This window comes from uncultured Lentibacter sp. (genome assembly GCF_937123735.1).
In the GTDB taxonomy this organism is placed as follows: Bacteria; Pseudomonadota; Alphaproteobacteria; order Rhodobacterales; family Rhodobacteraceae; genus Lentibacter.
The window spans coordinates 71409-95878 of record NZ_CAKZKL010000032.1; the positions used below are offsets into that span (position 1 = coordinate 71409).

Annotated in this window: 18 protein-coding genes; 9 read left to right on the plus strand and 9 right to left on the minus strand. The window is 62.9% G+C overall.

Annotated elements, in window-relative coordinates; all coding sequences use genetic code 11:
• Window positions 1–74: 74 nt before the first annotated feature.
• Window positions 75–1358 carry a serine hydroxymethyltransferase gene (gene glyA / locus Q0478_RS10325; RefSeq protein WP_298678960.1) on the minus strand — a complete coding sequence of 428 codons (1284 nt, stop codon included), beginning with the start codon at window positions 1356–1358 and terminating at the stop codon, window positions 75–77.
• A gap of 177 nt (window positions 1359–1535) precedes the next feature.
• Here glyA and Q0478_RS10330 point away from each other — a divergent pair, with 177 nt between their 5' ends.
• Window positions 1536–2297 (plus strand): NAD kinase, encoded by a 762-nt coding sequence (locus Q0478_RS10330; RefSeq protein WP_298678961.1) that lies wholly within the window; start codon window positions 1536–1538, stop codon window positions 2295–2297.
• Window positions 2298–2463: 166 nt separating this feature from the next.
• Here the strand turns inward: Q0478_RS10330 and Q0478_RS10335 are convergent, their stop codons facing one another.
• From Q0478_RS10335 to Q0478_RS10345, 3 genes are all read right to left on the minus strand, one after another.
• On the minus strand, window positions 2464–3723 hold the full coding sequence (locus Q0478_RS10335; protein ID WP_298678962.1) for a hydroxymethylglutaryl-CoA reductase, degradative: 1260 nt from the start codon (window positions 3721–3723) through the stop codon (window positions 2464–2466).
• 100 nt (window positions 3724–3823) lie between these two features.
• Window positions 3824–5713, minus strand: a complete 1890-nt coding sequence (gene prpE, locus Q0478_RS10340; protein ID WP_298678963.1) for a propionate-CoA ligase PrpE — start codon at window positions 5711–5713, stop codon at window positions 3824–3826.
• Window positions 5714–5911: 198 nt separating this feature from the next.
• Entirely contained in the window at window positions 5912–8191 is a 2280-nt protein-coding gene (locus Q0478_RS10345) for an NADP-dependent malic enzyme (protein ID WP_298678965.1), read from the minus strand.
• A gap of 150 nt (window positions 8192–8341) precedes the next feature.
• Here Q0478_RS10345 and Q0478_RS10350 point away from each other — a divergent pair, with 150 nt between their 5' ends.
• The 6 genes from Q0478_RS10350 to Q0478_RS10375 all read left to right on the plus strand — a co-directional run bounded on the left by Q0478_RS10350 (window position 8342) and on the right by Q0478_RS10375 (window position 14109).
• The gene (locus Q0478_RS10350) at window positions 8342–8758 is read left to right on the plus strand and encodes a cytidine deaminase (RefSeq protein ID WP_298678966.1); all 417 of its coding nucleotides are present in this window, start codon (window positions 8342–8344) and stop codon (window positions 8756–8758) included.
• Complete coding sequence (locus Q0478_RS10355; RefSeq protein WP_298678968.1) at window positions 8755–10059, plus strand: thymidine phosphorylase; 1305 nt, start codon at window positions 8755–8757, stop codon at window positions 10057–10059. Before Q0478_RS10350 ends, Q0478_RS10355 begins: the two co-directional genes overlap by 4 nt.
• Window positions 10059–11231 carry a phosphopentomutase gene (locus tag Q0478_RS10360; RefSeq protein ID WP_298678970.1) on the plus strand — a complete coding sequence of 391 codons (1173 nt, stop codon included), beginning with the start codon at window positions 10059–10061 and terminating at the stop codon, window positions 11229–11231. Before Q0478_RS10355 ends, Q0478_RS10360 begins: the two co-directional genes overlap by 1 nt.
• Before the next feature lie 25 nt (window positions 11232–11256).
• Complete coding sequence (upp, locus tag Q0478_RS10365) at window positions 11257–11889, plus strand: uracil phosphoribosyltransferase (RefSeq protein WP_298678972.1); 633 nt, start codon at window positions 11257–11259, stop codon at window positions 11887–11889.
• 78 nt (window positions 11890–11967) lie between these two features.
• Window positions 11968–13290 (plus strand): SPOR domain-containing protein, encoded by a 1323-nt coding sequence (locus Q0478_RS10370; protein ID WP_298678974.1) that lies wholly within the window; start codon window positions 11968–11970, stop codon window positions 13288–13290.
• A gap of 54 nt (window positions 13291–13344) precedes the next feature.
• Entirely contained in the window at window positions 13345–14109 is a 765-nt protein-coding gene (locus tag Q0478_RS10375; protein WP_298678976.1) for an alpha/beta fold hydrolase, read from the plus strand.
• An 18-nt stretch (window positions 14110–14127) separates the two neighbouring features.
• On the opposite strand, the gene Q0478_RS10380 is transcribed toward Q0478_RS10375, so the two are convergent.
• On the minus strand, window positions 14128–14970 hold the full coding sequence (locus Q0478_RS10380) for a DUF6473 family protein (RefSeq protein ID WP_298678978.1): 843 nt from the start codon (window positions 14968–14970) through the stop codon (window positions 14128–14130).
• Window positions 14971–15139: 169 nt separating this feature from the next.
• Here Q0478_RS10380 and Q0478_RS10385 point away from each other — a divergent pair, with 169 nt between their 5' ends.
• Window positions 15140–16018: a 3-hydroxybutyryl-CoA dehydrogenase gene (locus Q0478_RS10385; RefSeq protein WP_298678980.1), complete on the plus strand. Its 879-nt coding sequence runs from the start codon at window positions 15140–15142 to the stop codon at window positions 16016–16018.
• Between the two features lie 125 nt (window positions 16019–16143).
• Here the strand turns inward: Q0478_RS10385 and Q0478_RS10390 are convergent, their stop codons facing one another.
• The 4 genes from Q0478_RS10390 to Q0478_RS10405 all read right to left on the minus strand — a co-directional run bounded on the left by Q0478_RS10390 (window position 16144) and on the right by Q0478_RS10405 (window position 23883).
• Window positions 16144–17790 carry an ABC transporter substrate-binding protein gene (locus Q0478_RS10390; RefSeq protein ID WP_298678981.1) on the minus strand — a complete coding sequence of 549 codons (1647 nt, stop codon included), beginning with the start codon at window positions 17788–17790 and terminating at the stop codon, window positions 16144–16146.
• Window positions 17791–17951: 161 nt separating this feature from the next.
• Window positions 17952–18857 (minus strand): LysR family transcriptional regulator, encoded by a 906-nt coding sequence (locus tag Q0478_RS10395; RefSeq protein ID WP_298678982.1) that lies wholly within the window; start codon window positions 18855–18857, stop codon window positions 17952–17954.
• A 473-nt stretch (window positions 18858–19330) separates the two neighbouring features.
• A complete protein-coding gene (gene smc / locus Q0478_RS10400; RefSeq protein WP_298678983.1) occupies window positions 19331–22786 on the minus strand; it encodes a chromosome segregation protein SMC in 3456 nt (1151 codons plus the stop codon).
• Window positions 22787–22908: 122 nt separating this feature from the next.
• Window positions 22909–23883 (minus strand): glutathione S-transferase family protein, encoded by a 975-nt coding sequence (locus tag Q0478_RS10405; protein WP_298678984.1) that lies wholly within the window; start codon window positions 23881–23883, stop codon window positions 22909–22911.
• 193 nt (window positions 23884–24076) lie between these two features.
• On the opposite strand from Q0478_RS10405, the gene Q0478_RS10410 reads away from it, so the two are divergent.
• Window positions 24077–24442: a hypothetical protein gene (locus Q0478_RS10410; protein ID WP_298678986.1), complete on the plus strand. Its 366-nt coding sequence runs from the start codon at window positions 24077–24079 to the stop codon at window positions 24440–24442.
• The last annotated feature ends 28 nt before the right edge of the window (window positions 24443–24470 follow it).

Below are 24470 nucleotides of genomic sequence, written 5' to 3' on the forward strand. Positions count from 1 at the left end.
TTCTCAAACTGCGTGCGCAGTCATTGCGCACCGTTGTCAAACTGCCTGCGCAGTCTCTGCGCACCGCAAAATCATCAGAGGTTGGGGTAAAGCGGGAAGCGCTTGAGCATCTCGGCCACTTCGCCGCGCACCTTGGCCTCCACGGCCTCGTTGCCGTCCGGCCCGTTGGCCGCCAGCCCGTCAACCACTTCAACAATCCAGTCGGCAATCTGGCGGAACTCGGCCTCGCCAAAGCCGCGGGTTGTGCCCGCAGGGGTGCCAAGGCGGATGCCCGAGGTCACCGTGGGCTTTTCCGGATCAAACGGGATGCCATTCTTGTTTGTGGTGATATGCGCCCGGCCCAAGGCGGCGTCGGTGATGTTGCCTGTCACCTTCTTGGGGCGCAAATCCACCAGCATCACATGGGTGTCCGTGCCACCGGTGACAATGTCCAACCCGCCCTTCATCAGCTGGTCGGCCAGCGCCACGGCATTGGCCTTCACCTGCTTGATATAGTCCTTGAACTCCGGGCGCAGCGCCTCGCCAAAGGCCACAGCCTTCGCCGCAATCACATGCATCAAGGGGCCGCCCTGGATGCCAGGGAAAATGGCCGAGTTGAACTTCTTGGCCAGCGCCGCATCATCCGTGAGGATCATGCCGCCGCGCGGACCACGCAGGGTTTTATGCGTCGTTGTAGTGGCCACATGCGCATGTGGGAAGGGCGAGGGGTATTCGCCGGTGGCAATGAGCCCCGCAAAATGCGCCACATCAGCCAGCACATAAGCGCCCACCATATCGGCAATCTCGCGAATGCGCTTGAAATCCAGCTCGCGCGGAATGGCCGAACCACCGGCGATGATCATCTTGGGCTGATGCTCTTTGGCGAGCGCTTCCATCTGGTCATAATCCACATCCAGCGTGTCGCGGCGCACCCCATATTGCACGGCGTTAAACCACTTGCCCGATTGGTTGGGCGCCGCGCCATGCGTCAGGTGCCCCCCCGCATCAAGGCTCATGCCCAAAATCGTGTCGCCGGGCTGCAAAAGCGCCTGAAACACGCCCTGGTTGGCCTGGCTGCCCGAGTTTGGCTGCACGTTGGCAAAGCCACAGCCAAACAGCGCGCAGGCGCGCGAAATCGCAAGGTTTTCAGCCACATCCACATATTGGCAGCCGCCATAATAGCGCCGTCCGGCATAGCCTTCGGCGTATTTGTTGGTCAGCACAGTCCCCTGCGCCTCCATGACAGCCGCCGAAACGATGTTTTCGCTCGCAATCAGCTCGATCTCGTCGCGCTGACGGCCAAGCTCGCCTTCAACCGTGGCCCAAAGCTCAGGGTCGCGCGCGGCCAGTGATTCTGTAAAAAAACCTGTGTCAGACATGATGATCCCTTGTCCAAATGTATTTCCAATCCCGAGTTTCCTATTGGAAACATCCGCAAAAAGGAACACCAATTGCGACCAATACACCCCTGCACGCGCCAAAACCTAGGTGCGCCGGTGGACAAGCCGATTTTATAGGTTAACCTTGCCGCCTATAGGAAACGAGAAAGCCCCGAGATGGCCCTGAAAATCGCCTTCACAGCCTCCGAAACCCCCGTCGCCCAAACCGCCCGCGCCGCCCTCGTCAGCCGCTATGGCGAGAGCAGCGAGACCCGTGCAGATGTGATCGTGGCGCTTGGTGGCGACGGCTTCATGCTGCAAACCCTGCACCGCACCCAGAGCCTGCCCGCCCCGGTCTACGGAATGAACCGCGGCACCGTCGGCTTTCTAATGAACGAATACAACGAAGCCGACCTGCTCGCCCGCCTCACCGCCGCAGAAATCACCAAAATCAACCCGCTGGCCATGCGCGCCACCTGCACAGACGGGCGCATCCACGAAGCGCTGGCCATCAACGAGGTCTCCGTGCTGCGCATGGGGCCACAGGCCGCCAAACTCAAGATCACCGTCGATGGCCGCCTGCGCATGGAAGAGCTGGTCTGTGACGGCGCGCTGGTGGCCACGCCCGCCGGGTCCACGGCCTACAACTACTCCGCCCACGGCCCGATCCTGCCAATCGGCTCGGATGTGCTCGCGCTCACCGCCATCGCCCCGTTTCGCCCCCGGCGCTGGCGCGGCGCGCTGCTGCCCAAGTCGGCCAATGTCACAATCGAGGTCTGCGATCCCGAAAAGCGCCCCGTCATGGCCGATGCCGACAGCCGCTCCTACCCCGATGTCGCCAGCGTGCAAATCCGCTCGGATGCCAGCATCACCCACCGCATCCTGTTTGACCCCGAACACGGCCTCGAAGAACGCCTCATTCGCGAACAATTCGTCTGAAACCCAAGCCCCCCGGGCCGCCAGATCCCACGCCGGCTTGCAAACAGCCCGCCAGACAGTCCTTTCTTATTGCTAAAAATATCCGCCCCGCAGGGCCGCTTGGCCCCAGGTGCTGCGCGCGCGATGCGCAGGCTGAGGCAGGCGGGGCGGGCGGGTGGGGCCTGCCTCAGCCTGCGCTGCCCTGCGCCAAAATCGCCCGCGCCACATCTTCGCGAATTTCCCGCCTTGCAATCATCGCCTTGGCCACCCGCTCTATCTCGGGGCCCGTCGCGCCGGCCACAATCGCCACATTGCGCGCGTGCAGCCCCATATGGCCGCGCTGGATGCCCTCGCCCGCCAGCGCGCGCAATGCCGAAAAGTTCTGAATGAGGCCCACGGCGGCCACCACCCGTGCCAGCCGGTCTGCGCTGCGCACCCGCATGATTTTGAGCGCCTTCTGCGCCGTCGGATGCGCCCGGGTCGCGCCGCCAACGATCCCCACAGCCATGGGCAGCTCAATCTCGCCCCAAAGATCGCCCTCAGCCGTCTGCCCATAGCGGCTCAAAGGCCCATAGCCTGCGCCCTGCCCCCGGGTGGCGGCAAAGGCATGTGCCCCCGCCTCCAGCGCGCGGGTGTCATTGCCCGTGGCCAGCGCCACGGCGGAAATCCCGTTCATGATCCCCTTGTTGTGGGTCGCCGCGCGGTAAGGGTCATGGGCGGCAAATTCCGAGGCCGAGACGATCCCCTGCACCATCTGCGCGCCAATCTCCTCCGCCCGCCAGACAGCGCGCGCCCGCACAAGGCGGCGGTCGGCCAGGTTGCTCAAAATCCGCAGCCCCACCGTGCCGCCACTCCAGCGCTCCAGCTTGGGGGCCAGCGCCTCGGCCATGGTGTTGACCGCATTCGCGCCCATCGCATCGCGCACATCAATGATCAGATGGACCACAAGAAACGGCCCGCAAATCCGCACCTCAAGCGCGCGAAAGCCCCCACCCAGCTTGACAAGCATCGGGTCACAGGCGTTGCAAACCTCGGCAATCTCCCCCTCCCGGGCCTCCACAGCCGCCTTGGCGGCGGTAAGCTCGGAAAGCCCCGTGATCTGCACCTGCGCAATCATGCAGGGGGCGTCGGCCTCGGTGCTGACCCCGCCCGAGGCGCGGCACGCCCGTGCGCCATTGCTCATCGCGGCAATGACCGAGCTTTCCTCCGTCGCCATCGGCACCAGCACATCCACGCCATCCACCGTCAGATTTGTCGCCACCCCCAGCGGCACCGCCATGACCGAAATCACGTTTTCGCTCAGGTTGTCGGCCAGCGCGCCCGCGGTTGCGGCCTCAAGGCCCAGCTCCGCCGCCTCCGCCGCGCTCAACAGCCCGCGCGTGACAAGCGCGTTCAGCCGCGCTTCGCGGCTCAAATTGTGAAATCCCGCAATCCTTGAAGAGGTCATCACCAGCTCCCTTTCGCTCTCAAAGCGAGCTTACCGCCACCGCGCCAAAAGAAAAGGCCCGCCAAAAAGGCGAGCCTTCCGCTGTCCTCAGCCGCAGCCTTTATTGCGCGTAGCCGATGCCTTGCAGCGCGCCCCTGATCTCGTCCAGAATCGCTGGGTCATCAATCGTCGCGGGCATCTTGAACTCTTTGCCATCGGCAATCGACACCATCGTGCCGCGCAAGATCTTGCCCGAGCGCGTCTTGGGCAGCCGCTCCACCACACAGGCCAGCTTGAACGCCGCCACAGGGCCGATCTTCTCGCGCACAAGCGTCACACATTCCTTGACGATCTCCTCATGCGGCCGGTTCACCCCGTTGGACAGGCACATGAAGCCCACGGGCAATTGCCCCTTCAGCGCATCGCTCACCCCGATCACGGCGCATTCGGCCACATCCGGATGGGAGGCCAGAACCTCCTCCATCCCGCCGGTGCTCAAGCGGTGGCCCGCCACATTGATCACATCATCGGTGCGCGCCATGATGTAAAGATAGCCGTCTTCGTCGATCATCCCCGCATCGCCGGTCTCGTAATAGCCCGGGAAGGTGTTGAGATAACTCTTCTGAAAGCGCGCCTCGGCGTTCCACAGGTTGGGCAGCGTGCCGGGCGGTAAGGGCAGCTTCACGGCAATCGCGCCAAGCTCCCCCGCAGGCAGCTCATGGCCTGCCTCATCCAGAATGCGCACATCATACCCCGGCATCGGAACCGAGGGCGAGCCGAGTTTCACCGGCAAAAGCTCCACCCCAACAGGGTTGGCCGCAATCGCCCAGCCGGTCTCTGTCTGCCACCAATGATCAATCACCGGCACCTTCAGCTGGTCCTGCGCCCAGACAATCGTGTCCGGGTCAGCCCGCTCGCCCGCAAGATAAACCGTCTTCAGGCAGCTCAGGTCGTATTTCTCGACAAATTCGCCCTTCGGATCGACCCGCTTCACCGCGCGGAACGCCGTGGGGGCGGTGAAAAAGCTCTTGACCTTATGCTCGGAAATCACCCGCCAGAATGTCCCCGCATCGGGCGTGCCCACGGGCTTGCCCTCAAAGACAATCGTGGTGTTGCCCGCAATCAGCGGTGCATAGCAGATGTAGCTGTGCCCAACGACCCAGCCCACATCCGAAGCCGCCCAGAAGACATCGCCAGGGTCGACATTGTAAATGTTCTTCATGCTCCAGTGCAGCGCCACCATATGCCCCGCGGTGTGGCGGATCACACCCTTGGGCGCGCCGGTCGTGCCGCTGGTGTAAAGAATGTAAGCCGGATGGTTGCCCTCCACAGGCACACATTCGGCAGGCTCAACCCCATATTGAAAGCCGTGCCAGTTCACATCGCGCCCCGGCGTCAGCTCGGCCACCTCCTGCTCGCGCTGGAAGATCACGCAAAATTCGGGCTTGTGCTCGGCCAGCTCGATAGCCCCGTCCAACAGCGGCTTGTAATGCACCACACGCCCGGGCTCCAGCCCGCAGGAGGCCGCAATAATCGCCTTGGGCTTGGCATCATCAATCCGCACCGCCAGCTCGTTGGCCGCAAAGCCGCCAAAAACAACCGAATGCACCGCACCCAGCCGCGCACAGGCCAGCATCGCCTCAAGCGCCTCGGGCACCATCGGCATATAGATGATGACACGGTCGCCCTTCTCGATCCCCTTGGCGCGCAGCGCGCCTGCCAGCGTGGCCACACGGTTGCGCAGCTCCATGTAAGAGATTTCACGCTTGGTTTGGGTGATCGGGCTGTCATAGATAATCGCCGTCTGCTCGCCGCGCCCCGCCTCTACATGGCGGTCAACAGCGTTCCAGCAGGTGTTGCACGTCGCGTCGGCAAACCACTCATAGAGGTTGTCACCTTTGTCAAACAGCGCCCGGCTCGGGGCCGTGTCCCAGTCAATTGCCTCTGCCGCTTGCATCCAGAATGCTTCGGGGTCGGCTTTCCAGCCGTCATAGAGCGCTTTGTAACCCATTCTCATCTCCTCCGCTTTGCGCAAACTGTTACGGCTGCGCCGCCCCTTTAGGCAAGCGGGGAGTCAGAAAACGCGGCAGTTTGGCGCAAAATTTTGCAATTTGGGCTGCAAATTTTTGCAAACCCTGAAAAATGCAGCCTGTTTGCCGGAAAGTCATGCCGGATTGCAAAACTGCAAATTTGCCTCCGCGCCGCAGACTCAGCCGTAGCTCTGCACCGGCGTGCCGGCAATCGCCGCCATATTGAGCAAGCCGCGCGCCGTGATCCCGGGGGAAACAACATGGGCGCGATTGCCCATGCCCATCAGGATCGGGCCCACCTCAAGCCCGCCGGCCTTCATCTTGAGAATATTGCGCGCCGCCGAGGCCGCATCTGCATGACCAAAGATCAGCACATTGGCCGCCCCTGTCAGCCGCCCCGACGGCAAGAGCCGCTCGCGCAACTCCGGGTCCAGCGCCGCATCCACATTCATTTCGCCCTCATACTCAAAATCGCGCGGGCTGGCGTCCAAAATCTCGATGGCCGCGCGAATGCGCTCGCCGCTGCCGTGCGGCTGGTTGCCAAACTGGCTCTGGCTGCACAGCGCCACTTTCGGCGCAACCCCAAAGCGCTTGGCATGGCGCGCCGCCCCAATCGCCGCCTCGGCAATCTGCTCGGGCGTGGGCAGCGTGTGCACATGCGTGTCGGCAATAAACAGCGGCCCATCCTCCAGAATCATCATCGAAAGCGCCCCGTGCGGGCGCAGCCCCTTGCCGCCCAAAACCTGCGTCACATAGTTCAAATGCCAGCGGAACTCGCCGAACGTGCCGCAAATCAGGCTGTCCGCCTCGCCGCGATGCACCGCAATCGCGCCAATCGCCGTGGTGTTGGTGCGCATGATCGCGCGCGCCAAATCAGGCGTCACGCCCTTGCGCGCCATGATCTCGTGATAACTCCCCCAGAAGTCGCGATAGCGCGGGTCATTCTCGGGGTTGATCAGCTCAAAATCCTTGCCCGGCCGCGCCGTGATCCCGAACCGCGCACAGCGCGCCTCGATCACCTCTGGCCGCCCGATCAGAATGGGCTTTTCCGTGGTTTCTTCCAAAATGGCTTGCGCGGCGCGCAGCACCCGCTCGTCCTCGCCCTCCGCAAAGATAATCCGCCGCGCCGCCTGGCTGGCCGCCTCAAAGACAGGCCGCATCAGGAGGGCTGACTTGAACACAGAGGCGTTCAAATGCTCCTTATAGGCCTCGATATCCGCCAGAGGCTTGGTCGCCACGCCGGTTTGCATCGCCGCCTTGGCCACAGCCGAGCTGACAACCGCCGAAAGGCGCGGGTCAAACGGCTTGGGGATGAGATACTCCGCGCCAAATGTCAGCGCCTCGCCTTTGTAGGCCGCCGCCGCCTCCGCACTGGTGGTCGCGCGCGCCAGCGCCGCGATCCCATCGACGCAAGCCACCTGCATCGCATCGTTGATCTCGCGCGCGCCCACATCCAGCGCGCCACGGAAAATAAACGGAAAGCACAGCACGTTGTTGACCTGATTGGGATAATCAGACCGCCCTGTCGCAATCACCGCATCCGGCGCAATCGCGCGCACCTCGTCGGGCATAATCTCCGGCGTCGGGTTCGCCAGCGCAAAGATGACAGGCCGCTGGCCCATCTTGGCCACATGCGCAGGCTTCAAGACACCGGGGCCAGAGAGGCCAAGGAACATATCCGCCCCGTCCATCACCTCATCCAGCGTGCGCTTGTCGCTCTTTTGGGCAAACGCCGCCTTCTGCGGGTTCATATCCTCTTCACGGCCCTCATAAACCAGCCCGTGAATATCACAGAGCCAGATGTTTTCCCGCTTCAGCCCCAGCTTCAAAAGCAGGTTGAGGCAGGCAATCCCCGCCGCGCCGCCGCCTGTGCTGACAAGCTTGATGTCTTCGAATTTCTTGCCCACCACATGCAGCGCATTGGTCGCCGCCGCGCCCACAACAATCGCCGTGCCGTGCTGGTCATCGTGAAACACCGGAATGCCCATGCGCTCGCGGCAGATTTTCTCCACAATAAAGCAATCCGGCGCCTTGATGTCTTCAAGGTTGATCGCACCAAAGGTCGGCTCCAGCGCACAGACAATCTCGGCGAGCTTCACAGGGTCGCTCTCGTTCACCTCGATGTCAAAGCAGTCAATGCCGGCGAATTTCTTGAACAGAACCGCCTTGCCCTCCATTACGGGCTTTGAGGCCAGCGCGCCGATGTTGCCCAGCCCAAGCACGGCCGTGCCGTTGGTCACAACCGCCACAAGATTGCCCCTTGCGGTATAGCGGCTTGCATTTGCAGGGTTTTTTGTAATTTCAACACAGGCCTCCGCCACCCCGGGCGAATAGGCGCGCGCCAGGTCGCGCCCGTTGGCCATAGGCTTGGTCGGACGGATCTCCAGCTTGCCGGGGCGCGGAAATTCATGGTAGCTCAGCGCCGCTTCGCGCATGGTTTCGGTCTTGTCGATTGACATTCTATATCCCCTCTGGCCAAGGCTCACTGCATTTAGTTTAACATTAAACCAATTAATGTGAAGCCAATTTTAACACCCCGCCGAATCTTCGCTTGCGCTGCGGGGGCAGTCTCTTCCAAAATACCTCAACAGTTTATGAAAGGCCCCTCCATGTCCCTTGCTCTAGCCGCCCGCGCAGTGCGTGACAACGCCTATGCCCCATATTCCAACTTCAAAGTGGGCGCGGCCCTGCGTGGCGCTGCGGGCGCGGTGTTTTCTGGCTGCAATGTCGAGAATGTCGCCTACCCCGAAGGCACCTGCGCCGAAGCAGGGGCCATCGCCGCCATGGTCGCCGCAGGCGAAACGCGGCTCACAGAGGTCTATGTCATCGCCGACAGCCCCGCCCCCGTGCCGCCCTGTGGTGGCTGCCGCCAGAAGCTCCTGGAGTTCGGCGCGCCCGACACCCCCGTGACCCTCGCCACAACAAGCGGAACCGAGATCACCACAACATTGGCCGAGCTCCTGCCCGGTGCCTTCGCCAACGCGCACATGGACAAAGCCAAAGGCAGCGCCAAGGGCAAAGCATGAGCGACACCCGCGCGCTCCTCGCCGCCCTGCGCCGTGGCCAGCCCATCGGGGCCGAGGCGCTCACCCGCTTTGTCGAGGGCCTTGCCGACGGCTCGGTGAGTGACGCGCAGGCCGGCGCTTTTGCCATGGGCGTGGTGCTCAGTAAGCTCTCGGCAGAGGATTCCGTCGCCCTCACCCGCGCCATGCGCGACAGCGGCGATGTGCTCAGCTGGGATCTGCCCGCGCCGGTCATCGACAAACATTCCACAGGCGGCGTGGGCGATTGTGTCTCGCTGCTGCTTGCCCCCGCGCTCGCGGCCTGCGGCGCATTTGTGCCCATGGTCTCGGGCCGCGGCCTCGGCCACACCGGCGGCACGCTCGACAAGCTCGAAAGCATCCCCGGTTTCAACACCGCGCTCACAGCGCCCGAGTTCCAGCGCACAGTGCGCGAAACAGGCCTCGCCATCGTCTCCGCCTCGCCCACGCTCGCCCCCGCCGACAAACGCCTCTACGCCATCCGCGATGTCACCAGCACAGTCGAGAGCCTCGATCTGATCACCGCGTCCATTCTGTCCAAAAAGCTCGCCTCGGGCCTCGATGCACTGGTGCTCGATGTCAAATGCGGCTCCGGCGCCTTTATGAAAACCCCGCAAGAAGCCCGCGCGCTCGCGCAGTCTCTCGTTTCCACAGCCAACGCTGCAGGCTGCAAAACCAGCGCCCTCATCACCGATATGAGCGCGCCGCTCGTGCCCTCCTTGGGCAACGCGCTTGAGGTGGCCGAAGTCATGCGCGCGCTCACCTCGCCCGCGCCCTCGCGGCTTAAAGAGATCACCGCCGCCCTCGGCGGCCAGCTTCTGGCCGATGCGGGCATGGCCGCCTCCCTGGCCGAAGGTGAGGCCCGCCTCACCGCCGCGCTCACATCCGGAGAAGCTGCCGAAAGCTTCGCGCGCCTGTGCCGCGCCCAGGGCGGCCCGCTGCATTTCGTGGACAACTGGGCGCGCTTTCTGCCCGAGGCCAATATCATCCGTGAAGTCAAAGCGCCCCACACAGGCCATATCGCCGCCTATGACGGCGAGGCGCTCGGCCTTGCCGTGGTCGCGCTCGGCGGCGGGCGGCAAGTCGAAACCGACCAGATCGACCCCGCCGTGGGCCTCTCCGATCTGCTCCCGCTGGGCACCTATGTCACCCAAGGCACCCCCATCGCGCGCATCCACGCCAGCCGCGAAAGCGCGGCCCGCGCCGCCGAATCCGCGGTGCGCGCCGCCCTGCGCATCGGGGCCGCCCCCGCGTCGCAGCCGCTCATCCTTGAGAGGCTCACCTGATGGCGCGCGCCTTCCTCGTGGTGCTCGACAGCGCAGGCATTGGCGGCGCGCCCGATGCGGCGCAGTTCTTCAACGGCATGCTGCCCGACACGGGCGCAAACACGCTCGGCCATATCTATGAGGCCGCAGCACCCAAGCTGCCACATCTGGAAAGCCTCGGCCTCAAACAAGCCATCGCGCTGGCCTCTGGCCTCACCCTTCCGGTGACAGAGCCGCTCAAAGGCCGCTTTGGGGCCGCCACCGAGCAGAGCCTCGGCAAAGACACCCCCTCGGGCCATTGGGAGCTTGCCGGTGTGCCCGTCCCTTGGGCATGGCACTATTTCCCCGATACGCAGCCCGCTTTTCCGCCTCAGATCACCGCGCTGGTGCAAAAACTCGCCGACACAGAGGGCCTCCTTGGCAACTGCCACGCCTCCGGCACCGAGATCATCGCCCGCCTTGGGGCCGAGCACATGCGCACAGGCTTCCCCATCTGCTACACCTCGGCAGACTCGGTGTTCCAGATCGCCGCCCATGAAGAGCGCTTCGGCCTGCCCCGCCTGCTCGCGCTCTGCGAAGCCCTTGCGCCGCATTTACACGCGCTCAAGGTTGGCCGCGTCATCGCGCGGCCCTTTGTCGGCGCAAAAGGCGGCTTTGCCCGCACCGCCAATAGGCGCGACTATGCCATGGCCACCCCCGCGCCGACCCTGCTGGACTGGGCGCAAGAGGCGGGCGTGCACACCCACGCCATCGGCAAGATCGCAGATATTTTCTCAGGCCAGGGCATCGACAGCCGCGCCAAGGGCCGCGACGCGGCGCTGATGGACGATCTCAAGGCGCGTGTGGCCACAGCCCCCGAAACCTCCCTCACCTTCGCCAATTTTGTCGAGTTTGATACAGAGTTCGGCCACCGCCGCGACGCTCAGGGCTACGCCCGCCAGCTCGAATGGTTTGATACACACCTCGGGCAGATCCTGCCCCGCCTCAAAGCCGATGATCTCCTCATCCTCACGGCGGATCACGGCAATGACCCCACATGGCCGGGTTCCGACCACACCCGCGAGCGCGCGCCCGTTCTGGTTGCAGGCGCGGGCACGGGTGCTATAGGTCATATGCAGTTCGCCGATGTGGCGGCCTCCGTGGCCGCGCACCTCGGCCTTTCCAAACGCGGCGCAGGGCAAAGCTTCCTCTGATCCGCATGACAGAGCGAGACACGAAATGAGCCAAAACCTGACAGTCGTTGATCACCCGCTGGTGCAGCACAAACTGAGCTTCATGCGCGACAAATCCACGCCCTCGGCCCATTTCCGCCAGCTATTGGGCGAAATCGCCCAGCTCCTCGCCTATGAGGCCACCCGCGATCTGCCGCTGGAAATGCGCGAGGTGGAAACCCCGCTCCAGCCCATGCAATCCCCCTATCTTTCGGGCAAAAAGCTTGCGCTGGTCTCTATCCTGCGCGCCGGCAACGGGATGCTCGACAGCCTCTTGCACCTCATCCCCTCCGCGCGCGTCGGCTTTGTCGGGCTGTATCGCGATGAAGAAACGCTCAAGCCCGTGCAATACTACTTCAAAGTGCCCGAAGACATCTCAAACCGCGATGTGCTCGTGGTCGATCCGATGCTTGCCACCGGCAACAGCTCTGTTGCGGCCATTGACCTTCTCAAAGCCGCAGGCGCAACACGCATCCGCTTTCTCTGCCTGCTCGCCGCACCAGAAGGGGTGGCGCGCATGGCCGAGGCCCACCCCGATGTGCCCGTCATCACCGCCGCGCTGGATGCGCAGCTGAACGCGCAGGGCTACATCGTGCCCGGACTAGGGGATGCGGGCGACCGGATGTTCGGCACAAAATAGCCGATAATTCACCCCTTTCCAAGCTGGACAGACGCGCGGCCATGAGGCATGTTTTCCCCGTATCTGCGGGGACATGTTATGAGTTCAAGACGAGTCGCGGCGCTTGGCGCCATTTTTATTTGCCTGAGCCTGTCTTTCATCACAGCCGCCAGCGCCCAAGCGCTGCGCGAGGCTGACGGGCCGGTAAACTTCCCGCCCAAGGGCTTCAAGGGCAAACAATTTGTCGACAACGATGGCTGCGCCTTCGTGCGCGCCGGAATTGACGGGCGCGTCACATGGGTGCCGCGAGTCACCCGCTCACGCCAGCTTTTGTGCGGCCTGAAACCGAGCTTCGCAGGGGCCGAGGCCACAATCACCCAAGCGCCCCGCGCCGCGCAGATCGTGCAAATCCAACCCAAGGCGCTGCCACCCGCACAGGCAGGTGCACAGCCCACAGATCGGGCCACAGATCGGGCCACTGCACAGCCCATAGCACAGGCCCCCGCCGCGCCTCTAAAGGCCGCCCCGAAAAAAGCCGCCCCTGTGCCGCGCAAAACCAGCAGCCCAGCCGCCAAACCGGCCCCCAAACGGGCCCCAAAACCAGCGCTTGCGGCCAAGCCACAGGTTGCCAAACAACAGGCCAAAAAGCCCGCCCCCCAGCGCGCGGCCCAGCCAAGCCCAGCCCAGTCCAAGCTGGCGCGCACAAAGAACTGCCCCAATTTCACCGGCATCAGCGCGCGCTATGCCGGGCAAGGCGCCGGCGTGCGCTGCGGCCCGCAGGCCCAATCGCCCAGCCGTGCCCGCCCACAAGTCACCCAGACAGATCCGGCCACAGGCCAGCGCCGGGTTATTCCCAAACATGTCTATGACGCTCAGCAGCGCCAAAAAAGCGCCGTCAAGATCCCCGAAGGCTACCGCAAGGCCTGGGAGGATGACCGCCTCAACACACAGCGCGCCCATATGACCGAAAAGGGCATCCAGCAGGCCGATCTGCTCTGGACCCGCACCCTGCCACGCCGGCTCTACATAAAAGAAACAGGCCGCGTGGTGAACAACCTGTTCCCCGATCTGCGCTACCCCTACACCAGTATGCAAGAGCAAAACGCCGCAATGGGCTTTGCAGCCAGCGCCACGCCCCCCACGCTTGAAACATTGCCAGGCAAACCCCGCCAGCCCAAAACCCAGCCCCAAACCCAGCCCGGCGGGCGCTTTGTGCAGGTGGGGCTGTTTGGCAAGCCTGGCAACGCGCAGCGCGCCGCGCGCCAGATCAGCGCCGCTGGCCTGCCAGCCCGGCTTGGCACGCTCACCAAAGGCAGCAAGCGTTACACCGTGGTCATGGCCGGGCCCTTTGCGCCCAACCAGATCAAACGCGCGGTGGCCGCGGCCCGCCGGGCCGGCTTTCACGACGCCTACGCCCGCTAAATCGGCCCCATGCTTGGGCTTTCCTTTGAGGCGTGACATGGCGTATCAAAGGCCATGCTCCATATGATCTCCCATGGCCTCGCCAGCGCCCGCCCCCCTCTGCTCATAGCCCACGGCCTCTTCGGCTCGGGGCGCAACTGGGGCGTGATCGCCAAGCGCCTCTCTGACAGCCAGCAGGTGGTGGCCGTGGATATGCGCAACCATGGCAGCTCGCTCTGGTCGCCCGATCACAGCTATGAAGCCCTTGCCGATGATCTGGCCGAGGTGATCACGAGCCTCGGAGGGCGGGCCAATGTCCTCGGGCATTCCATGGGTGGCAAGGCCGCCATGATGCTGGCCCTGCGCCACCCCGATCTGGTCGCACGGCTCACGGTGGCCGATATCGCCCCCGTCGCTTACAGCCACTCGCAGCAAAGAAACATCGACGCCATGCGCGCCCTCGATCTGACCACTCTGGATGGGCGCGCCGCCGCGCAAGCCGCGCTGCTGCCCGCGTTGAAAGACCCGGCCCTGGCCGCGTTTTTCACCCAATCTCTGGATGTCAAAGCCCGCGCCTGGCGGCTCAACCTGGATGCGCTTGAGGCCAATATGCCCAAAATACTCGGCTTTCCCGACGTGGCCGGCGCAGCCTTTGACAGGCCGGCGCTGTTTCTGTCGGGGGCCACTTCCGATTATGTCACCCCCGCCTATCGCCCGCAGATCAAGGCACTGTTTCGCGCCGCACAGTTTGCCAAAATTCCAAAAGCGGGCCATTGGCTTCATGCAGAGCGCCCCCGCGCCTTTGAAGCCGCGCTGCGCGCCTGGCTAGACGCCGCCTAAGCCGCGCCCGCCTTGGCCTTACCTGTCCGGGCGCGCCAGCAAACGCTGCACAACCGGCGCAAGGGCTTCCGCCGCTTCCTGATGCACCGCAGGCCCCAGAAGTTGCAGGGCCGCCTGGCGCTCCTCTTCGGGAAAGATCATCCCCTCAGAGCCGCGCGCCAAAGCCGCCGGGCTGGCGCTACAACAGACCTGCCCGGCAAGATCTGCCGACAGCATCGCCAGCATCTCCGCCGTCACCGCAAAAGGCGCGCTGGCCACATGGTCAAAGCCGCGTTTCTCCTCGGGGGCATGATCCGCCATCCAAAGCAGCACAACCGGCCGGCCAATCCGGTCAATCAACAGCCGCATCCGCGCCACCCAGGCCTGTTGCAGCTCTTGCGCCAGCAACATGAAACCGTCGGGCTGGCGCTCGGCAAGCGCGCGCAGCATATGGTTGGTAAAGTGAAACTCGGTAAAATCCACCCCGCGAAACAGGCTCTTCATCCGGTTTGACGCTCTTAAAAACCGGTCGTTTCGGCGCGGATGGACCGTGTAAAACCGGTTGGACATCGTATGCGCGCTGAGCGCCTGCACCACCACAGCCTGCGCCCGCCCGGCAAGGCTCAACACCCCGAGATCATGGGCAAAGGCGTCCAGCCCGGCGCCCTGCACCCCAAGGTTCACGCAAGGCACCCCAATAAGGTCTTCCAGCCGGTCACTGAAGGGGCGCGGCACAAACTTCCCAAAGGTCTCCGTGCCCCCCAGAACAGCCACAAACGGCTCTGAAATCTGGCGCTTTGGGCCGCGAAAGGTCAAGCGCGAGCCATCATACTCGCACAAACGATAGTCAAGGGCTGCGCCCCCCATTCTGATATATGACATGGTTCCCACCACTAATTTACTCACCCGTCTCCAGAATGCGTCACAGCTCTTTCCAATTTGCTAACAGATAAAATGCCCTCTAAATTTGGCTCCAGAGCCAGATGATCTTTCGCCTTGCGGCCCTGCGGGGGGGCGGCCTATTGTCGTCTCATCACCCAAGGAGAGCAGCATGGAAATCAAAACAGTCGGCGTCATCGGTGCAGGCCAGATGGGCAATGGCATTGCCCATGTCATGGCGCTTGCAGGCTATCAGGTTGTTCTCAATGACGTGAACGCAGAGGCGCTCAAGGCCGCTCAATCCAAGATCGAAAAGAACATGGCCCGCCAGCTCAGCCGCGCGCTCATCACAGAGGAGGCCATGCAGGCCGGCCTCGCGCGCATCACACCCGCGCTGGATGTGGCCGCCCTTGGCACCGCCGATCTGGTGATCGAATCCGCCACCGAGAATGAAGAGATCAAGATCAAGATCCTCGAAGGCCTCGTGCCGCATCTGCCCGAGCACAGCATTGTCACCTCCAACACCTCGTCCATCTCCATCACCCGCCTGGCCGCGCGCACCGACCGCCCCGAAAAATTCATGGGCTTTCACTTCATGAACCCGGTGCCGCTCATGCAGCTGGTCGAGCTGATCCGTGGCATCGCCACCGATGATGAAACCTACCAGAGCTGCCTTGGTGTGGTCGACCGCCTGGGCAAAACCGCCGCCTCCGCCGAGGATTTCCCCGCCTTCATCGTCAACCGGATCCTGATCCCGATGATCAACGAAGCTTGCTACACGCTCTATGAGGGCGTCGGCAATGTCGCCTCGATTGATGCCGCCATGAAGCTCGGGGCCAACCATCCTATGGGCCCGCTGGAGCTGGCCGATTTTATCGGCCTGGATACCTGCCTCGCCATCATGAACGTGCTGCACGACGGTCTGGCCGACACCAAATATCGCCCCTGCCCGCTGCTCACCAAATACGTCGCCGCCGGCTGGCTGGGCCGCAAAACAGGCCGTGGCTTTTATGATTACCGCGGCGAAGGCGCACCGGTTCCCACACGCTAACCCACCCCGTAGGGTGCGCATTCACTGCGCACCTCTCTCAACCTGCGTGCGCATCCCTTGCGCACCGCCCAAAAAAATGGGCCGCCAAGGTCTCCCCCGGCGGCCCGCATTGCTCGGATCACTGCTTACGCATCAATCCAGACAGCCTCCAGATGCATCTCGCGGAACTGGTGGCGCTCAATGCCTTGCAGCTCAGGCACATGGTGCAAGCTCAGGTTATACCAATAAGGCTGGATCATCGCGCCGCTGTCTTGCAGCATCCGCTCCAGATCTTCCATCAACACACGGCGCTTGTCCGGGTCAAACACCCCCGAGGCCTCCGCCAGCTTGGCGTCAAACGCGGGGTTTGTGTGGCCGCTCTCGTTCCAGGCCGCACCCGAGGTATAGGCCAGCCCCAACACCTGAACCCCCAAAGGCCGCGGCCCCCAGTTGGTCGTCGAAAAGGGGTATTCCGTCCAGCCGTTCCAGAAAGTGCTGCCCGGAATAACCGTGCGCTTTACGTTAAAGCCCGCATCGCGCAGCTGCGCCGCAATCGCGTCGGTGGTCACCGTGCGCCAGTCCCCGTCAATCGAAATGAGTTCCATCTCGGTGTCGCCATGGCCCGCCGCCTCCAGCATCGCCTTGGCTTTCACGGGGTCAGGCGCAATCTTGGGCAGCGCGAAATACTCAGGGTGCATCGGCGCCACATGGTGGTTCTCCGCCGCAATCCCCTCGCCGTTATAGCCCAGCTCCAGCACCGTGTTGTTGTCCACAGCCAGCTGCACCGCATTGCGCACCATCTTGTTGTCAAACGGCGGTGAATCCGCCCGCATCCGCGCCACAATCGTGTTCGCGGTCGGCTTGGACTTGCGCACAAGCCCCAGCCCGTCGAGCGCGTCCAGAAAGTCCGATGCAGTTTCGTCATTGAGGTGAATTTCCCCCGCCTCAAACGCGGCAATATAGTTGGATTGATCCGTGCCGTAATCAATAAATTCAATGCCATCAAGCAGCGCCTGGCCACCCCACCAGCCGCTCTCGCGCCGCTTGAAACGCGCGCCGACACCAATCTCGAAACTGGTCAGCTCAAAGGCCCCCGTGCCAATGGCATTGCTGGCAAAATCCGCCGTAGGGTCATAACTCGGATGCACAATCATCGCCGGATAATCCGCCATGCCCGCAATCAGGCTGATGTCGGGCGCCAGAAGGTTAAGCTGCACCGTCATATCGTCGATTTTCTCAATCGCGCCCGCGCGCGCCAGCCCCGTCGCCTCGTCGATCAGCGGCGCAAAGCGGGCCGCCATGGAATTGCCCTCGGCGTTCTTCTCACACCAGCGGGTGAGGTTGAAAATCACATCATCCGCAGTGAATTTGTCGCCATTGTTCCACATCGCCCCCTGGCGCACATTGAGCGTATAGGTCTTGGAATCATCAGACACCGTCCAGTCTTCCAACAAAAGCCCGGAGAAAGTGAAATCACTGTTCCAGCGCACCAGCGTCTCCTGATACTGGCGCGCCACATTGCCATGCTCGCTCCAGTCAAAGGCGCGCGGGTCTTTCATCGCCAAAATCCGCATCCCCACTTTCAGAACACCACCCTGCTTGGGCGTGGCCTGGGCCATCGCGGGGGCCGCTTGCCCCAAAAGGCCATAGGCCACAGCCGCGCTTGCCCCAAAGGTGCTGGCCAGCGCCAAAAACTCGCGGCGCGCCATCTTGCCCTGCTGCACACTCTCGGCCCAGCGCCGCACAATAGGGCGCGCTTGGCAGGCCAGGGCCTCCTTGGTTTGATTTGTCATGGTCTCTTCTCCCGTTGGCGTTGCAGATCAGTTGTCGCAACTCGCCCCATCTTAGCCATGCCCCGCGATTCGGGGAAAGGAAGTTTGGACAGATCTGTCCACAAGCAAAAAAAGGCCCCCGAGCATCTCGGAGGCCAGTCGCGAAAACCCGCGGGGAAATTTCACCAGTCGCCCGGCCCCTTGTCGCCAAAGGCATGAACCAGAAAATCAATAAAGGCGCGCACCTTGGGCTGCGTAAACCGCCCGGGCGGATAGACCGCATAAATCCCCTGCGTCTCCATCGGCAAATCGGGAATGGCGTCTTCCACCAACCCCTGCTCCAGCGCCTGCGCATAGAGAAAACTGGGCAAATAAGCGATCCCGAGGCCCGACACCGCCGCGTTAAGCAGCGATTGCCCGTCATTCACCGTCAGCCAACCCGCTGTGCGCACCTGCCGCTTCTCGCCCGACGGCGCGGTCAGCTTCCAGACATTGCCGGCAGAATGGTTGGAATAATGCAGCAGCTTGTGCCCGTTGAGATCATCAATCCGTTGCGGCCGCCCATACCGCTGAAAATAGCTCGGGCTCGCAATCATCCGCATGTTCGTTTCGGTCAGTTTGCGGGCGCGCAGGCTGCTGTCCTCCAGCTCGCCAATGCGGATGGCCATATCAAACCCCTCCGAAATCAACTCCACATAGCGGTTGTTGAGCACCATATTCACGGTGATCTCGGGGAAATCCGCCAAAAACTCGCCCAAAACAGGGCTCAAATGGTTGACCCCAAAATCCGTGGCCACAGAAATCCGCAACAGCCCCGACGGGTCCGATTGCATGGAGCTCACCAAGGCATCCGCCTCGCCCGCATCATTGAGCACCCGCCGCGCGCGGTCGTAATAGGCCAGGCCGATCTCCGTGGGGCTTACCCGGCGGGTCGTGCGGTTCAAAAGCCGCGCCCCGAGACGGGCTTCAAGGCTGGACACATGCTTGGACACCGCCGATTTGGAAATCCCCATCTTCTTGGCCGCATCCGTAAACCCGCCCTGGTCCACAACCATGGCGAAAGCCTCCATTTCAGTCAGGCGATCCATTGGCGCTCATCCCTCAAAAATTCATATCTGCAAACCAGCTATCGCCAAACATAAAGGCACAATCTGGGCGCTCGTAAGATAATATCAGGGTCATCCCAAGGATCGTTCATAATCCCGAAACAACGAAACAGATGTTTCCGCCCCGCGACCTGGCCCAATCCCGCCCCCCGTCACACTCTAAACTGGCCACTCTAGACAGGCCGCTCTTTCTTATTGCTCCAAATATCCAAATCCGACAGCCTCCCCAAAAACCAACGCTTGGGCTTTTTCGTAGGGTGCGCATTCACTGCGCACCTTCACACGCCTGCGCATTCACTGCGCACCAAACCAGCCGAACGAACGCCCCGTTAACCGGATTCTCTTAACAAAAATGAACGTTTGGGCGGTGCACGCATGGTGCACGCTTTGTGCACGCATATCACCCCCCCATTTTCGTGGTCTCTTAGCCCGTTAACCCCACCGTACGCTGCGGCTCAGGCCACCATGGCTTCCGCCTTCTTGAGGTCCACAGACACAAGCTGGCTCACGCCCCGCTCCTGCATGGTGACCCCAAACAAACGGTCCATCCGGCTCATCGTCACAGCATGGTGCGTGATGATCAAAAAGCGTGTGTCGGTCTGGCGGCACATCTCGTCAAGAAGGTCGCAAAAACGGGTGACATTGGCGTCATCCAGCGGCGCGTCCACCTCGTCCAGCACACAGATCGGCGCGGGGTTGGCAAGGAACACCGCAAAGATCAAAGCCATCGCCGTCAGCGTCTGCTCGCCGCCCGAAAGCAGCGAGAGCGTGGCCAGTTTCTTGCCCGGCGGCTGGCACATAATCTCAAGCCCCGCATCCAGCGGATCGTCGCTTTCCACCAGCACAAGGTTGGCGTCCCCGCCGCCAAACAAATGCTTGAAAAGCATGGAGAAATTCTCGTTTACCTGCTCAAAGGCGGTGAGCAGCCGCTCGCGGCCCTCGCGGTTGAGGCTGGCAATTCCGCTGCGCAGCGCGCGGATCGCTTCCTCCAGATCGGTCTTCTCTTTCAAGAGCGTGTCATGCTCTTCAGAGACGTCTTTCGCATCCTCTTCGGCCCGCAGGTTGACCGCGCCAAGCGCATCGCGCTGGCGTTTGAGGCGGTTCACATCCTGCTCGATCGCTTCTGAGGCTGGCATCTTGTCAGGGTCCGCGCCAAGGCTCTCCAAAAGCGCGTCCGGCGTGGTCTCCTGCTCCTCCGCGATGCGCTCTGCGGCATAGGCCACCGTCTCGCCCGCCGCATCGGTGCGCGCCTCGCTGCGCGCCCTTGCTTCGCGCGCTTCGGAGGCCGCGCGCTCCGCCTCGCGTTCCGCAATCGCGGCCTCCCGCTCGGCACTCTCAGCAGCCGACAGCGCATCCGCAGCCGCCCCCTTCCGCGCCTCCGCCTGCGCAATCGAATGCCCCAGCTCCTCGCGTTTCGCGGCGATCTCTTCCGGCGCGGTGGTGGCCTCTTTAAGCTCTTGTTCTGTGGCGGTTTTTCGCTCTGCCAGCTCGGCAATCCGCTTGCCCGCCGTCTCCAAACGGTGGCGCCAGCCGGAGAGCTCCTTGGTCACCTCCTGTCCCCGCCGCGTGCGCGCTTCGCCCTCCCGGCGCAGCTCGTCATGGGCCGAGCGCTTGGCCATCATGGTCATCCGCGCCGCCTCAACGGTCATCTTCACATCTTCAACTTCGGCCCTTGCCGTGTGAAGATCCCCCAGCTCTTTCAGCCCCCGCTCGGCCTCTTGCAACGAGCGCCGCGCCGCCATGGCTTCATCCTCATGGCGCTTCACAGCAAGGCCCAAACTGTCCAGCCGGCTCTCCGCAAGCGTGCGGTCTGCCTCTGCCCGGCTCAAGGCCCGCGCCGCCTCGGCCACAGCGGTATCCGCCGCGCGCCGCGCCTCCCGCGCGGCCTTGTCGGCCTCGCCATCGCGCTTGAGCTGTTCAGTCAACGCCTGGTGCGCCATCCGCGCGCCCTGCGCCTTGGAGTTGGCCGCTTCCATCTGCTGCTTGAGCGCTTCAAGCCGGTTGAGCTGCTCAAGGCGCAGTGCCGCCGCGCTCGGCGCATCTTCGGCCCAGGCGCGCAACCCGTCCCAGCGCCACAAATCGCCCTCAAGGCTCACAAGCCGCTGGCCCGGCTTCAAAGCGCCTTGCAAAGCCGCCGCCTCGTCTGCGTCTACCAGCCCGATCTGCGCCATCCGCCGCGCCAGCACGCCGGGCACATTCACATGCTGCGACAGAGGCGTAACACCCGCTGGCAAGGCCTGCGCCTCGCGGTAAGCGGGCAGGCTCGCCCAGCCCGAGGGGCCGTCTTCATCCACTTCAGGCGCGCGCAAATCATCCGCCAGAGCCGCGCCCAGCGCCTTCTCAAAGCCGGGCTCCACCTGCACCTTATCGATGATCTGCCCGCCCTCGGCGGTGTCGCGTTCCACGAGCCTTGCAAGCGCCGTCGCCTCGGCCGAGAGCGCGTTGACCTCGCCATCCGCCTCGCTCAATTCGGCCCGCGCATCCGCCTCACGCGCCTGTGTTGCCGCGCGCGCCGCCTCGGCGGCAATCAGCGCCTCTTCGGCCTCGGCCGAGCGCTTGGTCGCCGCCGCTTCCGCCGCCTGCGCCGCCTCGAAATCGACCGCCGCTTTCTCAAGCAAGGCCTTGGCCTCACCCGCCGCAAGCTTGGCTTTTTCCGCTTCACCGCTTGAGCGCGCTTCTGTCTTGCGGCTGTCCTCGAGCAAGCGCTGCGCCGATTGATGCCGCGCCGCCAGACGCGCCACATCCTCGGTCAACTCCGAAAGCGCGGTCTCGCGCGCCTGAAGCACCTGCGCCGCCTCATGTGAGGCCTCTGAAGCCGCGCTCAGCTTGGCCTCATGGCCCTCGCCCGCTTTCTTCAGCTCGCCCGCTTCCCACTCCAGCCGCGCAATCGTCTCGCCTGCATCGCGGTTGAGCGCGTCCTCGCGCTCCATATCAGCCGCAAGCTGGCGGATGCGCGCCTCCAGCGTTTCAATCGTGGCCAGCGCGCGCTTTTCCTGATCGGTTAATGTGTCGCGCTGCACTGTGAGGCGCTGCAAGACGGCGGCGGCAATCGCCTCTTCCTCGCGCAACGCGGGCAAGGCATCTTCCCGCTTCTGGCGCAATTTTCCGGCCTCGCGCGCTGCCGTTTCGGCCTGTGCCGCCGCCACCGTGCGCTGCTTTAAGACGTCCTGCTCTTGTAGGAGCGATACTTGCGCTTCCTTCCACCGTCGATAGAGGAGCAACCCTTCGGAGCGCCGCAGCTCCTCCCCGATCTCGCGATAGCGCGCCGCCTGACGTGCCTGCCGCGCCAGTTGCGCAAGCTGTGCCGCCAGCTGTTCAAGCACATCATCCACACGGGTGAGGTTGCTTTCCGCCCCCTTGAGCTTCAGCTCGGCCTCGTGGCGGCGCTGATAAAGTCCGGAAATCCCGGCCGCTTCCTCAAGGATACGGCGGCGGTTCTTCGGCTTGGCGTTGATCAGTTCGCTAATTTGCCCTTGGCGCACAAGTGCTGGGCTGTGCGCGCCTGTGGAGGCATCGGCAAACAGCATTTGCACGTCGCGCGCGCGGGTGTCCTTGCCATTGGCCTTATAAGCACTGCCCACATCGCGGGTGATGCGGCGGACAATCTCGAGATTGTCCATATCGTTGAAACCTGCTGGCGCGAGGCGGTCTTGGTTGTCGATGTGCAAGCTCACTTCGGCGAAGTTGCGCGCAGGGCGGCTCTGAGCGCCCGCAAAGATCACATCTTCCATCCCGCCGCCGCGCATGGCGGTGGGGCGGTTCTCGCCCATCACCCAGCGCAGGGCTTCCAGAAGGTTCGACTTGCCGCAGCCATTGGGCCCCACAACGCCGGTGAGACCGTCCTGAATGATCAGATCGGTCGGATCGACGAAGCTCTTGAAGCCCGTCAGTTTGAGTTTGTGAAACCTCACGGCGCGTGTTTTGCCCTTGATTCTTGTGCAAGATCAGTCTGGCGGGCGCCGGGGCCGCTTGTCAACGCGCCAGCCCCTTTATCTGGGGGGCTGGCGCCATTTATCCACAAGATATTGGATCGCTACCCCCGCCCGTGCGGCTCCAGAAAGTCGATCACGGGGTTTATCGGGAGGATACGGCTGGGGTTAATCGTGTCGTGGCTGTAGTGATAATGGCGCACGATATGTGCCATATTCACCGTCTCCGCCACGCCCTTCACCTGATAAAGGTCGCGCGTGTAGCCCCAGAGATTGGGGTAATCAATCACCCGTTTGCGGTTACATTTGAAGTGCAGATGATAGACCATGTCAAAGCGCACAAGCGTGGTAAACAGCCGCCAGTCTGCCTCGGTGATCTGCTCTCCCATCAGGTAACGCTGGCTGCCAAGCCGCGCTTCAAGCCAGTCCATCGTCTCAAACAGCGGCCCGATCGCGGCATCATAAGCCTCTTGCGAGGTGGCAAAGCCCGCCTTGTACACGCCGTTGTTAAAGCTGTGATAGATCCGCTCATTCACCTCTTCGATCTGGCCGCGCAGCGCCTCGGGCCAGTAATCATCGCTGTTGCCCGTGAGGCCATCAAACGCCGCGTTGAACATGCGGATAATCTCGGAGCTTTCATTGCTCACAATCGTCTCGCGCTGCTTGTCCCAAAGAATGGGCACTGTGACGCGGCCCGAAATGCTTGGGTCGGCCTTCAGATAAATATCGCGCGCAAAAGGCAGGCCATAAAGCGTGTCGCCCGTGGCCCCGTGGGCGTCTGTCTCAAAGGTCCAACCGTCCGAGAGCATGTCCGGATGCACGACCGAAACGCCGATATGCTCTGTCAGCCCTTTCAGAGCGCGAAAGATCAGCGTGCGATGCGCCCAGGGGCAGGCATAGGACACATAGAGATGATAGCGCCCGCTTTCGGCCGGAAAGCCGCCTTCGCCTGTTGGCCCTGCGGCCCCATCCGGCGTGATCCAGTTGCGAAATTTCGCGGTGGTGCGCTTGAATGCACCGCCCGTTGATTGCGTATCATACCACACGTCCTGCCAGACGCCGTCCACCAGCTGCCCCATGAAACTCTCCTCTTTTGGCTGCTCCCGAGATAGTCCGGCCGGCCCGCATGATAAACCCGTCTGCCCGCGCAGCCGCCCTGCGCAAATGCACAGCCAGAGTCACAAGACTGCAACATCACAACTTTAGAAAGATGTCGTTACTTGTTTATCAACCAAGCTGTGCAAATCTACGCCGAGACGGAAAGGGCGCAACATGACAGATTATCTCTCGCCTGACATCGCCGCGGCGCTGAAGGCCGCGCACAAAGCCGGCAAACGCCAGTCCAAGCGGCTGCGCGTTCAGATCGGTGAGCGCCAGTATCCGGTGCTCAAACTCTGGGACAAAGGCTTTGAGCTTGAAAGCGCCCCCGACAGCAAGCTGCGCGGATTTGTCGATATTTTTGATGGCACAAAACACCTGATGCACGGGCTTGTGGTGGCCCATCAAGACCAGGGGGAAGCGGTGCAATACGAGTTCAAACGCGTCAGCCCGGCCCAGGACAAGCCACCACTTGACTATGCCCGCGAGGCCGAGGCTCCGGTTGCGTTGATCGGAAAATCCGCGCCACCGCTGCACTGAGCTTTGCACTGAGCTTTGCACTGAGTGC